The 16,246-nt window shown below is 39.5% G+C and carries 9 protein-coding genes; 5 read left to right on the forward strand and 4 right to left on the reverse strand.

All coding sequences use genetic code 11. From position 1 onward, the window contains the following. Positions 1 to 339 precede the first annotated feature (339 nt). Positions 340 to 1,209 (forward strand): nucleoside phosphorylase, encoded by an 870-nt coding sequence (locus D0T49_RS06920; protein WP_163629871.1) that lies wholly within the window; start codon positions 340 to 342, stop codon positions 1,207 to 1,209. Between the two features lie 47 nt (positions 1,210 to 1,256). On the opposite strand, the gene murC is transcribed toward D0T49_RS06920, so the two are convergent. Continuing rightward, entirely contained in the window at positions 1,257 to 2,621 is a 1,365-nt protein-coding gene (gene murC / locus D0T49_RS06925; RefSeq protein ID WP_163629872.1) for a UDP-N-acetylmuramate--L-alanine ligase, read from the reverse strand. A 568-nt stretch (positions 2,622 to 3,189) separates the two neighbouring features. Between murC and D0T49_RS06930 the strand changes: the two genes are divergently transcribed. After that, positions 3,190 to 4,032, forward strand: a complete 843-nt coding sequence (locus tag D0T49_RS06930; protein ID WP_163629873.1) for an MBL fold metallo-hydrolase — start codon at positions 3,190 to 3,192, stop codon at positions 4,030 to 4,032. A 25-nt stretch (positions 4,033 to 4,057) separates the two neighbouring features. On the opposite strand, the gene D0T49_RS06935 is transcribed toward D0T49_RS06930, so the two are convergent. Beyond that, positions 4,058 to 4,594, reverse strand: coding sequence for a gamma carbonic anhydrase family protein (locus tag D0T49_RS06935; RefSeq protein WP_163629874.1), 537 nt, complete (start codon positions 4,592 to 4,594; stop codon positions 4,058 to 4,060). Between the two features lie 176 nt (positions 4,595 to 4,770). Between D0T49_RS06935 and D0T49_RS06940 the strand changes: the two genes are divergently transcribed. After that, entirely contained in the window at positions 4,771 to 5,121 is a 351-nt protein-coding gene (locus tag D0T49_RS06940; protein WP_163629875.1) for a hypothetical protein, read from the forward strand. Positions 5,122 to 5,193: 72 nt separating this feature from the next. On the opposite strand, the gene D0T49_RS06945 is transcribed toward D0T49_RS06940, so the two are convergent. Together D0T49_RS06945 and D0T49_RS06950 are read right to left on the reverse strand one after the other, a co-directional pair. After that, positions 5,194 to 8,586, reverse strand: a complete 3,393-nt coding sequence (locus D0T49_RS06945) for a polysaccharide lyase family 8 super-sandwich domain-containing protein (RefSeq protein ID WP_163629876.1) — start codon at positions 8,584 to 8,586, stop codon at positions 5,194 to 5,196. Positions 8,587 to 8,758: 172 nt separating this feature from the next. Next, a complete protein-coding gene (locus D0T49_RS06950; RefSeq protein WP_163629877.1) occupies positions 8,759 to 11,644 on the reverse strand; it encodes a triple tyrosine motif-containing protein in 2,886 nt (961 codons plus the stop codon). Between the two features lie 299 nt (positions 11,645 to 11,943). Here D0T49_RS06950 and bglX point away from each other — a divergent pair, with 299 nt between their 5' ends. Continuing rightward, positions 11,944 to 14,196: a beta-glucosidase BglX gene (bglX, locus tag D0T49_RS06955; RefSeq protein WP_163629878.1), complete on the forward strand. Its 2,253-nt coding sequence runs from the start codon at positions 11,944 to 11,946 to the stop codon at positions 14,194 to 14,196. Positions 14,197 to 14,413: 217 nt separating this feature from the next. After that, entirely contained in the window at positions 14,414 to 16,090 is a 1,677-nt protein-coding gene (locus D0T49_RS06960; protein ID WP_163629879.1) for a T9SS type A sorting domain-containing protein, read from the forward strand. Positions 16,091 to 16,246: the final 156 nt, after the last annotated feature.

The raw sequence follows: 16,246 nt of genomic DNA on the forward strand, positions 1-16,246 counted from the left end.
AAAGTAACTGCTAAAACTCGGAAAGGGTCACACGTTAAACTGGTAGTCTCTCTCTAACAGAATAGAATTACCTGCAAACTTTTTAACATTTGCAGGAGGGATGAAGTTTAATGTCTTTTTATCAGAGAGATACATTCTTTTCTTTTAAGAAATACAAGCATAAAAGTAAATTCTTATGACCTTTAACACAAATTTTTAACAGGAAGAGATAGATAACCTCAGTCAAGAGTTATAGCATATGATCGAAAACCTACAATTAATACTTAACAGCTAATTGCTAAAAAAATACTACATTTGCTATATTGAAAAACTGAATCTTTAACACACACATCACACAATATGAAACATTTTCCTGCCTCACAGTTGATAATTAATAATGATGGAAGTATTTTTCATCTTCATCTGACGCCCGAACAATTGGCTGACAATATAATTTTAGTGGGCGATCCGGGACGAGTAGCTTTGGTAGCATCGTTTTTCGACACGCACGAAAGCAAGGTTTCTAACCGCGAGTTCAATACAATAACAGGAACTTATAAGGGGAAACGGATAAGTGTAATATCGACAGGTATAGGTACCGACAATATTGACATTGTAATGAATGAGCTTGACGCGTTGGCTAATATCGACCTGCAAAGCCGTACTGAGAAAAAAGATTTTCGCCGGCTAAACATAGTCCGCATAGGTACCTGTGGAGGTATGCAGCCCGAAATTCCATTAGGGAGTTTTCTGGTTTCTGAAAAATCAATCGGTTTCGATGGGGTACTCAGCTTCTATGCCGGACGCGATGAGGTATGCGATTTGGAATTTGAAGAAGCGTTTAAAACACACATGCACTGGAATCCTAAACTTGCTTCACCGTATGTTATCAATAATAATAAAGAACTTATCGAACGAATTGGCAGTGATGATATGCTTCGTGGGGTAACTATTTCCTCAAACGGATTCTACGGCCCGCAAGGGCGTGTGCTTCGCATTGATTTAGCTGATATGCAAATGAATGATAAGATAGAATCATTCCGCCACAACGGCTATAAAATAACTAATTACGAGATGGAAGGCTCTGCTATTGCCGGACTATCGGCACTGATGGGGCATAAGGCTATGACTGTTTGCTGTGTTATTGCTCAACGCCGCGTAGAAGCTGCAAATACAGATTACAAGCCACAAGTTGAAAAACTGATACAGACAGTACTGGATAGAATCTGAACACTGTGATTAAGAAATGAAAGGAAATGGGGTAAAGAATAACTTCTTTACTCCAATAAATCCTTTGCAAAATCAATTAAATTTATTCCCGAAAAATTTCCTGAGGTCATAAATAGCAGAGCAGTATTGTTTAAGTCTGTTTCTCGCAGTTTGTTTTGTAGTATTTCAGAGTTTGTAAAAACGGTCAGATTGTTGCCTCCGAAGGCTTCTTTCACTTGTTCCGCTGTAATCTCTTTCAGCCGCTTGTGCTTTACAACCTCAGGGTTGAAATACACGTATGCAACATCTGCTTCGGCCATGCAATCTTTATATTGAGGCAAAAAGTCTTCACGCAAACTGCTGAATGTATGCAATTCCATACATGCTACCAGTTTTTTATCCGGATATTGGTTTTTTACAGCTTCAACCGTAGCTTTCAATTTGGATGGAGAGTGGGCGAAATCTTTATAAGCTACTGAATTTTCTGTTTCGTAAATCTTTTGCAACCGGTTGGACGCTCCTGTAAACTCGGCAATAGCAGGATAAAATTTATCGTCCCAAATACCTAACTGGCGGCATACCAGCCTTGCTGCCTCCATGTTTTGCAGATTGTGCTCGCCAAATATCTTTAGAGGGATTTCTCCGTTTTTTACTTGTAAATAAGTTATACCATTGCGTACCTCGTACTTAGGCGTGTTGTATGGAAAAGTGATAATGTCCCGACGGGAATTTTCAGCTATTGTTTGCAGGTTTTTATCGTCCGCATAGTATATTAAACGCCCTTGATGCTCAATCAGGTTGACGAATTTACTGAATTGTTCCACATAATTATCGAAAGTGGGGAAAACATTGATATGGTCCCAAGCTATTCCGGTAAGCACAGCTATGTGTGGCTTATACAAATGAAATTTGGGGCGTTTATCCAGCGGAGAGGTCAGGTATTCGTCACCTTCAAATATAGCTATTTTGGCATCGTACGAAAGTTTTACCGTATTATCCAGTCCTTCTATCTGTGCTCCTACCATGTAGTCTGCGTTTATCTTCAATTTGTTAAGCACAAAAAGAATCATTGCCGTAGTCGTAGTTTTTCCGTGGCTGCCGCCTATTACTATACGTGTTTTTCCGCGTGTGTTTTCGTACAGATATTCGGGAAAAGAATAAATGCGTAATCCAAGTTCTTTTGCCCGTTGTAGTTCCGGATTGTCTTCGGTAGCGTGCATTCCCACTATTACGGCATCCAGTTTTTCGTGTATCCGTTCGGGGAACCATCCCATTTCTGCAGGTAAGAGATTATGCTGTTCAAGCCTGCTTCGCGATGGTTCAAATATTTCGTCGTCCGAACCTGTTATTTTCAACCCCGGATTTTTACTTAACGCAATAGCCATGCTATGCATGGCAGCACCTCCTATGGCTATAAAATGGATTTTAGGCATGATATGAAGTTTGTAGCTTTTTTTATAATAAATGTACTGGTATTCGCAAAATTAATAAGATTTTATTTATAACAAGTACATCACGTATTTATTATGTTTTTTAATTCAAAATAAGTGATTTTCTTTAGTACGTGACAAAAAACTGAATAGCAACCAGTATTTTATTGATATTTAAACCATCTACTTCCTTTTGCCTTGATGCAAAAGGAACAAAAAATCAAGACTGTGCCCGCTTCGCACGAAAAATTAGCGTTTGCCGGCTAAAATCTTCCAAACTCGCTCCTCACGTCGCTCAAACAGGGAAGATTTTTTAACGCCGTCTGCTCTTATTTTTCGGCTCATCGGACAAGGTCAGAAGAGTGCCTATTACAGGTTGAAAAATATTCGATATTTTTTTGTCATGTATTCAGGTGATTTTCTTTAATTTTATCTGTTTTTACTTGATAGCAAAATAGTTTTCTGAAAGTTGTTCCTTTGTAATGAAATTAAAAGAGGCTTTTATATTTGTCATATCGTTTTAAAATCATAATTTTATCTTTCAAAAATTTATAAATCGAAGAATTAAGGTATGAAGCTATATAAAATAGAAGCGGGAGTGTTTCATTGCGACGGGGGAGCTGTATTTGGGGTTGTGCCGAAAAGGGTTTGGCAGAAACGTTATCCTGCTGACGAAGATAATTTTTGTGCGTTGGCAATGCGCTGCTTACTGGTAGATACAGGTGATAAGCGGATTCTTATTGATACGGGAACGGGCGACAAGCAGTTGGAGTATCTGAAGTATTATAATTTCAAGGATGTTATAAATTTTGAAACGGAACTTGACAAAATAGGTTATTCCTGCTCTGATATAACTGATGTGGTACTTACTCACCTGCATTTCGACCATTGTGGAGGATGTACTTATTATGCGGATAAGGAAAGTAAACGAACGGCTTTGACTTTCCCTAATGCCGATTATTGGGTAGGGGAGAGGCAATGGGCGAATTTTTTGAATCCGAATGTACGTGAGGCAGATTCATATTTTCCTGAAAATATGTTGCCTGTGCACGAGGCGGGCAGGTTAAAACTGCTGAGCCGGAACGAATGGCTTACGCCCGAAATAGAATTAAGGCTTTTTGATGGGCATACCGTAGGGCAAATTGTACCTTACATATATGAGGGAGAAAGAGTAATTGTATATGTGGGCGACGTAATACCTATGGCCGCGTCTATTCCTATTGCATGGATTTCGGCCTACGATACTTATCCTATCGCTTCGATGCAGGAGAAAGAACGTTTGCTTGAAGAGGCAGCAAGCGAAAAGCAGGTTTTGTTTTTCGAGCACGATACTTACACCGAGTGTTGTACTGTGAAAAACGTGAATGGAAAGTATAGGGTAGGGGAAGTTTTAAAATTTGAGGGTGAATCGTAGTTTCTCCCTCAAATTATATGCTGTTTTATTCATTTGTTTTGTTTTCGTCATCTTTGTACCATCCTGCATACATGGCGTAGTTGTGCGCTATCTTACGGTTCATCTCGTTGGTTTGCTCCGGTTGCACTTCTTTTACCATTTTTGCAGGCACACCAGCCCAAAGCGTATATGGGGGTATTTTGGTGTTGCTCAGCACCAATGCTCCTGCTGCTACGATAGCACCTTCGCCCACTTCGGCATAGTCTAACAGTATTGCTCCCATGCCTATCAGGGCATAATCGTTTATTTTAGCACCGTGTACTGTTACATTGTGTCCGATTGAAACGTAGTTGCCTATTTCAACAGTCGATTTCTGATATAAAGTATGTAGTACTGCTCCGTCTTGTACATTTACGTGGTTGCCAATACGGATGGAATTTACATCGCCCCGCAACACGGTGTTGAACCAAATGCTACAGCCTTCGCCCATAACCACATCGCCTATTATGGTTGCATTTTCAGCCAGATAACAGTTTGTTCCTATTTGCGGGGTGAATCCCCGTACTGATTTTATTAAAGCCATAGTTTTTTCCTTCTTTAAAAACGTCACAAAGATAGTTATAAAAACAAATATCGTATGTATTATGTTGTACTTCGAATAGTTTTCGGGCGAAAAATAACATTGTTTAAAATAAGCATGCAGATTAATTTAACTATTAATAATATGTTCTGTATCTGCGATTTACTTATGTTGTGTAAATGATGAAGCTAATAGATGTAGAAACTAAAGCCTATTTTACCATGAAATCTAATTTAAAATTCAGCAATGTTTTTTTCATTATTTCCTTGTTTTTCTTTTTTTGTATGTCTTCTTGTAATTCGAAAAAAGCTCCTGTTTATTCCGATTTTGAGGAATTGCCTGACCCTACGGCTGATACTTTATCCGATTGGGGAGGTGTAAAGTCAGGCTTACATGCTTCTGATGAAAACTTGGAAAAATTAGCAAAACTGAATGAAGAAATCAATAAATTCAATACTTTGACTCTCGAAAAAACTCCGGCATTGATGCTGAAAGAATCGAGGGAGTTAATCGACGTGCTGTCGGAATAGGATTTTTTACTGTGATAAATGAGGCTGTCCGCGTTTTTTTGGAACAGCCTCATTGTGCTTTTAGGGGAGTGTTTATTTTACAACTATCTTTGTTTTGTAATCTTTATATTGAGCTATGTAAGTACCTTGAGCAATCGCTATATTGAGTTTTGTTCTTTTTTGTTCAATACGTTCCTGCATAACTAATTCGCCTTTCAGATTATAAAACTTTATGTATTCGTTTTCCGAAATATCATCTATCTCTACATAAATCAATTCATTTTGCTTTGCCGGATTGGGGTATATTCTGATAGATGTATCTTTATTTATCTGCTCCAAATCGTTCGATTTTAGTTTTAGCTTGATATAAAAAGATTTTCCCCGTGCGTTTGCTGTATTAATTGTAAACCGGATATTGCCTGCATTGAATTGCGAAGTTACTCCTGTTCCTAAAGAAACCACTTCATAGCTTGTATTTGCCAAGTCGAGGTAAAGCGTAGAGGAGCTTTGTGCCGGATTTGAAATAGAAATGTCTGTAGTGTTATCATTATTGTTTCTTATCATCAGCGATGCAGGAATGTTGACCGTGTAATTTTCAAATTTTCCGGCAGTCCAGAAATTGATTCCTGTGATTTGTAGTTTATTTTCGCGTACGGCATGAATTGATTCGTCTTGCTGCAATATCTCAATATCAGGATTTTTATTATAGGCTTTTGTTTCGTTTGCAGATTTGCCCGGCAAGAGAACATACGCATAACTTTCGTTTTGCGGGCTATTGCCATGTTCGAACCAAAAGGTAGCAAAGCTGTTGGTGCGTGGTTCAGTGTCAATGAATTTGAAATATGTGTTTACCAAGTGCCACGAGCCCGTTCTGGTTTCGCGCAGTCCGCGGACAGTTGCTTTTCCCGGAAAATAATAGCCTATATCGGTTTTTGCTCCTTTTGAGCCTTCAAGGTGTATCCACTCCACATTGTTGTGCAATGCTGTAAATGAGTCCTGAACCGGTTCGCCCGGAATCGTTTCTTTATCTTTATAAACGATAGAACCGGCTCCGGCATTGTTATCGGTTTGTGTTACGCTCCAATCGCTCAGGTTGCTAACGTTGCCTTCTTGTTTATCTTCAAAGTTTTCTTCGTAAACAACGGTATTTCCTGATGTAACTTTTATATTGTCCAGTATAATAGTACCCACGCCACCTTTGGGTGTCACAATGTCGAAGTACGTAAGTTTACCATTACTCCCGCTTAAGCTCTGGATAAATGCCCTGTCCGTTAAATCCGCTGTTACAGTATTACTGTTTCCGGAAAGGGCTGTACATGCGGTAATGTGGTTGCCATCAAAATAATAATTGTATTTCCCGTTGGCCATATCCAGAACTATCTTTACATGATGCCACTGGTTGGCAGTGACGCCGGCATTGGTAGAGCACGCGTCTTTTGCATCTCCACTGGCATTGGTGCGTTGGGCTAATATCCCTTCGCGCATTGTAGAGAAGTTTAGCAGCTTGTCGGTACTGTCTCCGCTTCCTTTGCCATATATGCGTACAGCCATAAAGTTGGACGCTGTAGGCAGTTTTATATCATATTCGAATGTGACGATACCACCAACCGTTGTGCTAAATGTATATTGTGCTACCACACTGGCGTTGGAGCTTGCTATAGTAGTTGTTTTTAATATCTTGTTGTCTACAACAGTGCTGCTCCCACCCCCGCTCAGGGTCATTACATTACCATTCATGGTAAGCGTGTTCGACAGGTCCGGTTTAATTTTACGATTTTCGATAATTGTTTCGACAGGGGCACTCCCGCTTTCCAGCTTTATGTTACTTCCCAAAGCTACAATCTCATCGTCGAACATAAACCATGATTTTTTAGCATCAAGTGCGCGGGCTGTACCTGTCCCCATTCCTTTAAATTGCATACCTGCGACTCCACAGTCGTCAAAATTAGTGCCTCCTACCCATGCATAAGGATTGTTAGTGCCGTAGGCATCTTTAGTGCCACGGGTGCTACGGGTCACTGTGGTTCCCGGCAATCGTTGGTAATCTACTGTTGCCCAGAAGTTGTCTGCAAACAAATCTTTGTCTTCGTTGTACAGGTAAGTCATACCATCGCCAATATGCCATAAGCGCAGTCCTTCATCATTAGTTCCTTCTGTATTTTTTATACGTGTGGAGGTCATTGCTAAACCGAGTGCATAATTTTCTCTTAAATGCACAATGCGGTCCATCGAAGAGTAACGGTGGTGGAGAATCAAGTCGCCTCTTGGAGTTATGGCTTTGTTTTTGGCAATGTCTAAAGATTTGGTTAACATGCCAACCGACAATGCATATTCGAGAAATCCATCGTTAGGTTCCGAACACACTTGTGCCAATACTTCCTCGTCTTTCAGCCACTCTTTTACCATTTTTTCGGCACGTTCTTTTTGCTCGCCCTTCAATACGTCGAGCAGTAAAATCATTGCGCGAATGGCTTGTCTACCGGGTACGTGGTCTTGATTAGCGAGCCGCGATATTTCCCTTTCGCGTACCATGTCCATAAATCTTCCGTTGTATATCAGTGGCTCGTAGGCCATGAAAACCATGTCGTAAAAAATTTGTTCTACATTGTCCGAATAGCTTATTTCCCAATCCGACCCTTTCAGTATATACATCAACGGGCTTATGGTACACAATAAAGCTTTCCCATAACCTCCTGTGTAGGCATAGCTTGTGTGTTGTACGAAAGAACCGTCAACGTAATATCCGTCGCCGGAAGTTACATATTTGAAAATACCTTTCAACCCATCCTTGGCCATAGTAAGCAAATCTTCTCTTCCCAGCAATATTCCTGCCTGAGCTACAATACCTGCAATCCACGTACGGTTTGCTCCTGTGGTATCAACGGCTTTGTTGTTTGCCAATACGGGTGCCATATAATTCGTTATTTGCTGTTCCGACAGCTCATCCGCTAACATAAACAAGAGATCGTTATATCGCAGCGGAGTGCCGATGCGCCAGTCGTACCAGTTGCCATACGTACCGGATGACGAAGTGCCTGTGCCCGGAGTAGCATTTTCTACCGAATAGTATTTGGTAACCATCATATCCAACGCGGCGATAATTTCGTTGAAAACATCGCTTCGTCCTGTGAAAGTGGTTTTGGGCAATTTATATGCTAAGGCAAGTGTTTTGAGGCGGTCGTATGTAAAGGTTATCTGGCTGGTTCCGGTTCTGTCTTTGGAGGTCATAGGCAAATCGGAAAAGATATGCGTTCTGGTGTCCGTGCCTGTAGGTTTTTTTACCATCGAATTCCAAACTACCATGGCCTTATCATTTACATCGTTGATGTATGCAAGTACTGTTGGGTCGTTTGTATCCAGATTTCCGTCGCCTATAAGTAATTTAGTCCATTTTTCACGCAGCAGGCTAATGTCATTCGACTGTGAAAATGCGTTTATGGATATCATCAGCAGTGGAATGATAAAAATGAGAGATGCTTTTTTCATGATATGGTATTATTTAATGTTACATTTGCTAAAACCCGGTAAAATTTTAGCAAATATAAAAAATAAATATGTTTTTACTTTATATTTAAACAAAAAAAGGCTTTTTGTGTTTATAAGCGTTTTTTAAGGAGTTATATATTTATATTATACGTTTTTTCTGAAAATGTATTTGTTAAAAACTTTGTAAAAATTCGGTCAGGTTTACGTCCCTGTTCAGATTCATCTTTTTTCTTAACCGGTAGCGGCTCATCTCAACGCTTCTGAACGACATATTCAGCAACGGTGCAATGTCTTTAGAGCTTAACCCCATTTTGAGGTAGGCACATAGTTTTTTGTCGCTTACGGTAAGTACCGGATATTTTTCGCCCAATCTTTTCAAATATTTTTCGTAAACCATATCGAAGTTGGCTTCAAATTTCTTCCAGTTATCGTCCCGCTCGATATTTTTTTTAATATCGTCCTGCATTTTCGACAATCTTCTTAATACACTTGTGGGTTCCTGATTGGTCTGAATCTCTCCGGCTATTTTTTCTATGCTATGGTTTATCTCAAGCAGAATCTCGTTTTTGCGTATCAGGTTCATTGTAGAGCTTGCCAGTTCCTGTGATTTATGTCTTAGCTCGTATTGTAGTTTTTGGTTTCTCAGGGCAATAATTTCTTTTTCCCTCTCCTGAGCATCAGCCCTGAATCGCTCTTCTTGTTCCTGCATCTCTTTTTCTTTCTGAATTTTCATTTCGCGTGCGCCTTTTTGCGAGCGCTTGTTTATGAACACTATCAGCAGTATAATCGAACATAGGAACATTAATATGTATATGGTTAAAGCAAGCGTAGATTCGTACCAAGGAGGTAGTATTGTGAAGTTATAACTTGTTTCTACTACCTCGTTGGTTATAGAGTTTTGGGCTTTTACCCTGAATGTATAGTCTCCTTTTGGGAGTTTTGTATATTCTTTTGTATTAATAGAGGAATAAGCAGACCAGGCAACATCGTAATTTTCCAGAAAATAACTATAGCTTACTATATTTTCACTTGTATATTCGGGGGCTACAAACTCGAACCGGATTGAATTTTGCTGGTATTTAAATTCAGGAATATTGATTTGTTCGCTTTGGTAGGCTCCTACTATCACGTCTCTTTCTTTAGTAAGATAGATGCTCCGTATTGATGCCTTGAAAGGAAAATCCTGAGTTTCATCAATCTTGGGCAGGTCTATCCATGAAAAACCATCTTCTGTATTTATAATAATAACATTCTCCGCAAAATTAAGGTCTAAAAATCCGGGAATCAGCTTGTTTTTTAGAAGAGGAAAGTTCTGGCTTTTTGTTATATAACTTCCATCCGGTTGTATAAGGGCTGCCTCTATCTCGGATTCGGAAATATACCAGATGTTTTTTTGTGGGTCTTCGAACAGGTGTTTCGAATATGGATGAATGCCAAAAAGGTTTTGAATATCTTCGGCATGTTTCAGCCTGTTTTCGGTTACATCGTATCTGAAAAAGCCTCCGTCGCTCGAGAAGATGACTTCGTCTTTGATTTTGAAAAAGATATTATTCCTGTTGGTGTAAAACCCTTTTGAAGTGTCGAACGATTCTATCGAAAATTCGTCGAAATCATCGTTGAAATCGAGCTTTACTATCCCTTTTATCCAATGCGAAAACCATATGTTGCCGTACTTATCTTCTTCGAACATACCGCCCGAATCGCTGAAGCCTTTAATGAAATTGGATAGCTTCCATTTGCCCTGTTCTTTTTTTAATAGAAAGAAGCCGGCGTAGGAGGAGCCCAATATATATCCGGGCTTGGAGTTTAGTTTAATAAAGTTCCATGTGCCGGGGATTCCCTCTATTTTCGTAGCTTCATTTCCGTTTACAATAAAAACTCCATGGTCGGTACCGCAAAAGAGTATATCGTCAATTTCTTTCAAGCTCCAAACCTGTCCTTGTATGTTTTGAATGAGTTTTATCGAAAGAGGCTCAGGGGAGCTTTTTATAGGGTAGGGGGTGACATATAAACCCTGATTTGTTCCAAGGTATAATAAATTGTTTTTTATTAGAGAGGTATATCCGGCTCCAAAGCGGAGATTGTTACCGAATAAATCGTACACGGGTGAGTTGATTATAACATAATCAATCCCTTTATCCAGACCCAGCCAGAGGTTCTCCTGATGGTCGAATTTCACACTTAAAACGGTGTTGTTTTGTAATCCGGAATGTATATTGGAATATATATTTGTGTTATTTTCTAAATCTTTTACTAATAACCCGTTTCTTACGGTGCCTATGGCAAGTTTTGTACCTTTGATGTCGGCACTGAAAACCTGATTGTTGTATAAAAATTCATCAACGTCTGTTTTAAGTTTGCTTACCTTTTTGCCATCAAATACAAATAGACCATTAAAGTCGGTGACAAATAGTATTTTATTTTTCTCGAAAGGTAAAATGGCACATACCTTTTTATTTTTTAATATATCCGAATCGGGCAGAGGTATAAAGAGGTCACCATTCATTATAAATGTACCATCTTTGCCGGTAGACACTATTAATAAATTATGCGCTGTTCCTGAACAATCAATTCTCTCGCTGAAATCAAATCGTTTCATGCTCTGATTTTTGTAACGGAAAATCTCTTTTCCACTTTGGAAGTATAAGTTATCTTCTATTTCAAGTATTTTCCATATTTCAGTGAACTCCCGTTCCTCTTCCTTTATTTCTTGTGTTAACGAATGATATTGCAGGATACCATTGTTATTCCTTTCGTAAAAACCAAATTCGTTATACGCACCTGCATAAATACGGTCGGTTTTTTCATCATAATGCAGAGACCGTACATTAGTATAGTTGCTTATAGGATAAAGGCTCCATTTGTTTCCGTCAAACTCTAACAGCCCATTATTATTTGCAAAATACATCCAGTTATTAGCATGTTGGATGATATCCCAGTTCTGAGTTCCCGATTTAGATATATTCCGGTTATAGTTTTCCACAGCCGGATATATAGCCATAAGTTGAGTCGTTGAAAGGGCTATAACGAATAATAGTGAATATAAAAATCGTTTCATATATAATATTTGAAATGAATAAAATTAACTTTTTTCCGAAAAACTATTCAAGTTTAGCTATTTTTCTACATTGAAGCGAGTGTTGAAATATGTTATAAAACATAATATATTGTATGTTGCTGTAAGACAGTTTTTTATTGTTTTTCTTGTTGTATAATTGTTGAGTTGATTTTGAATATGGGTAGAGTTTTTGTGTGGATGAAAATTTGAGCTTAAAAAGCGATACATATATATTTGCATCAGTCGGAAAGGCGAAAAAATCAACTCTTCAGTACAACTTTTTAAAAATTATAACTGATATGAAATTTGTGAATTTGAAACCAATCATTTATGTAGGATTAGTTCTTTTGTTTCTCACGTCGTGTGGCGAGAACAAAAGCACGCAGAACAATCCGGTAGAAAAAAGTATAAACGATTTGTTGTCGAAAATGACATTGGAAGAAAAAATCGGTCAGATGAATCAACTGACAGGTTTGGGATTGTCGGACGAAATGCAATATAATGTACGCGAAGGCAGGGTAGGGTCTATACTGAATGAGTTAGAGCCAACTGTAATTAATGAGCTTCAACGTCTTGCAGTAGAGGAGAGCCGTTTAGGAATCCCCCTTATTTTTGCTCGTGATGTTATACATGGTTTTAAGACCATTTTCCCCATTCCACTGGGGCAGGCAGCAAGTTGGAATCCAAGTGTAGTAGAAGATGGCGCGCGCGTAGCGGCTATAGAAGCTGCTGCTGCCGGTATTCGCTGGACTTTTGCACCGATGATAGATGTTAGTCGCGACCCTCGTTGGGGACGGATAGCCGAAAGTTTGGGCGAAGACCCTTATCTTACTTCTGTATTAGGAGCTGCTATGATTAAAGGCTTTCAGGGCGAAGACCTGTCGGCTCCAAACTCTATGGCGGCATGTGCCAAACACTTTGCGGGTTATGGGGCGAGCGAATCAGGAAAAGACTATAACACAACATGGATTCCGGAACTTCAGTTGCGCGAACTTTATTTGCCTCCTTTTATAGCAGCAGCCGAAGCCGGAGCAGCTACCTTTATGTGTTCGTTCAACGATATAAACGGGGTTCCTTCGTCGGGTAATCCTTACCTGAATAAAACCATCCTCAGAGACGAATGGAAATATGATGGATTATTGGTAAGCGACTGGGGCTCTATCGAACAAATGATTCCTCACGGAGTTTGTGCCGATTTGAAAGAAGCAGCGGAATTAGCTGCCAACGCTTATGTTGATATGGATATGATGGGATTTGCTTATATCAATTATTTGAAAGAATTGGTGGAATCGGGAGCGGTTTCGGAAAAAATCGTTGACGATGCGGTACGTAATATCCTGCGATTGAAACATCGCCTTGGTTTGTTTGAAAATCCGTATGTAGAAGTGTTGGACGAAATGCCGTTCTATACCGAGAGTTCTCTGCAAAAAGCAAAGCAAGCTGCGGTAGAAAGTGCAGTTCTCTTAAAGAATGACGGAAATGTATTGCCATTAGGCAGCAAGGTGAAAACAGTAGCGGTAGTAGGCCCATTGGCCGACGCTCAGGCCGACCAAGTTGGAACATGGTGTTTTGATGCAGAGCCTGAGCATAGTGTAACTCCGCTTACAGCGATAAGAAATGAGTATGGAAAAAAAGTAAACGTTATTGCCGAAAAAGGTTTGGTATATAGCCGCGATAAAGATAAAAAAGGTATAGAAAGGGCTGTGAATGCAGCAAAAAGATCAGATGTTGTTTTGTTTTTTGCCGGCGAAGAGTCAGTTCTTTCCGGAGAAGCACGCTCGCGCGCAGATATTAGTTTGCCGGGAGCGCAATCGGAAATGCTAACTGCGCTGAAAGCCACCGGCAAACCGGTTGTATTAGTAATCATGGCAGGTCGTCCATTGACCATCGAAAAAGAAGTAAAAGAAGCTGATGCTGTTTTATATGCTTTTCATGGTGGTACAATGGCGGGGCCCGCTTTAGCCGACCTTATTTTTGGTAAAGCTATTCCTTCGGGAAAACTTCCGGTGACTATCCCGCGAATGGTAGGGCAAATTCCCGTTTATTATGCACATAAAAATACAGGACGACCGGGAGCAAACGTCGATTTGATAGACGATATTCCTGTCGGAACGTTGCAAACTTCCATTGGTTTCACAAGCTACCATTTGGATGCGGGTACTACTCCTCTATTCTCATTCGGATACGGATTGTCATATACCAACTTTGATTATTCGGATGTGAAATTGTCGAAAAATACAATTTCGAGAGGAGAAACGCTGAATGTGGAATGTACAGTTAAAAATACGGGAAAATATGATGCTGCCGAAGTAGTACAGTTTTATATGCGCGATAAGGTTGCAAAACTGGCTCGTCCTGTACGCGAACTGAAAGGCTTCGAGAAAATACACCTGAAAGCAGGCGAATCGAAAACAGTGAAGTTTTCGCTGACAGAGGATGACTTGGCATACTGGAACGAAGACATGGTAAAGCGTGCCGAACCGGGAGAATTTGAAGTTTGGGTTTCGCCAAACAGTCAGACAGGAAAAGCAGTGTCTTTTTATCTGAAATGATTTATTAAGAGTTTTTAGTTTCCCCAATATAATAAGGATTGGGTTGTAGTTAACCAAAAGTGTGGTGCTCAGAGACAGAGTACCGGCGTATTTGAAATTTCGGGCGGTAATGCCGATAAGGTAAGGTATAGCCGCCTGAATTTACAAACTTGAATAATAATTTGACTGGAAATATACAGTAAAAAATATATTAACTTACCTAATAAAACATAGTATTATGAAAACAATTACTTTAAAATTCAGAAGCATCCTTGTGATAGCTTTAGTGACTTTCTTTGGTTTTAACGTACATGCTGCTGAAATATCTGCTTATTGTGGTTATTTAGTGGGTTCTACCGAAAATGCAAAGGCTTATATCAGTATTGAGACTTTGGCTAATGGCGATTTTGTAATGAGTATCAATCCATTTGCAGGCGACCGCAATACGGCTTTCCGTAATGATGGTTATGCTGATGGTGTGGTTGAAGCTATGACAGTAAATGACGACCAAAATGTTGGTTTCAAGTATTTCACAAGAACAATAAGTGATGATAAACTTCAGATAACTTTTACACCGGTTGCAGATATGATGACTGCGGGTGATGTGGTGTATATCAATGGAATATTGGAATATGCAACAACAGGCGACGGCAACTTGTGGCCTACTTACCAGTTTACATACACTTATGGCTCGGTATGTGCAGGGGCTCCTACTGTAAGTGCCACCCCTGAACTTTTGTCGTTCAGCCCTTACAAAGGCGAGCAAAAGTTTACAATTTCAGGCGAGAACTTAACCGGACCTATCACTTTATCTGCCCCAAAAGGTTTGACTCTAAGCACCGAAACATTAACCCCTGATGCAGAAGGAGTGATTGCAGGCGAGATTATTACAGTGAACTGGGTTGAGGGGTCGTCAGGAAGCAATTCGATTACAGTAACAGGTGGTGGCCTGATAAATCCTAAAATGATTGCAATTGCCTCAACTGGTTTTTCCGACTATTGTAATAAAATAATTAATTATAATCAGGATGGTAAGCAGCACCCGGCATATCTTACGATAAACGTATCCGAAGATAAAAAAGAAGTGACTTTCTCTATCGCCCCTGTATATGGCGAAACTGCTACATGGAACGGCAACTCATTACCTGTCGGCAATGTACTTGTAAATGAGGTAGCTCCTACTACCGAGCCGGTTAAAACTATTTCGGCTGACAATACCGAAATTAAATTGACTTTTGATACTCCTTTGGCCGACAATGACATAGTTTCGTTTGGAAGTCCATTGGTTTGGACTACAAGTAATAGTGACCTGGAAAGCTGGGGAAACTGTTTTATTGATGCTATACAGACATATACCGTAGGCTTGGGTTGCGAATTGGCAACATTGGAACTTCCTGAAATTACGAATGTAAGTTTCGTAAGTGCTACAGCTATTACAGCTAATGTGCAGGTTGTGGCTACAGAAGGAACTTTAGCTGTTGCGAAAATTCGTTTTTCAGAAGAAAATGACAAGGTAGATGATATAACTTTAGACAAAACCGCCGACAATAATTACGTATTGACTGGCTTGACTGCAAATGAATCGTATTCGTTCGAAGTATATGCTGTAGACGCAGAAGGTAACGAGTCGGTTGTTTTTACAGACAAACTGGTATTTACTACTTCTTCAGATACTACTTCTTTAAAAGACAATCAGATAAGTACTTACATTATATATCCTAACCCTGTGAAAGATGTTCTTTATATTAATAGCAATGTAAATGAAATCGCATTTTTCACACTTCAGGGGCAACGTGTTTTATCAATGGCAAATGTAGAGTCGGTTGATGTTTCAGGTTTGTCCAAAGGATTGTACATTGTTCAGATTACTGATGAACTTGGCGACAAGGCTTCTTTCAAAATAGAAGTACGCTAATATAAATGAATTTGATGAGGGTGTCTCAAAAGTATAAGGAACGCAAATTTCGCAAATAAACACAAATTCACACAAAGTTTATTTTGTTGAAATAAAGCAATTTAAAAAAGTCAAATTTGCGTAATCTGCGTAATTTGCGTTCAAAAAAAGATTTTT

Origin of the sequence: Paludibacter sp. 221, from assembly GCF_010501035.1 — a bacterium.
Taxonomy (GTDB): Bacteria; Bacteroidota; Bacteroidia; order Bacteroidales; family Paludibacteraceae; genus QVMH01.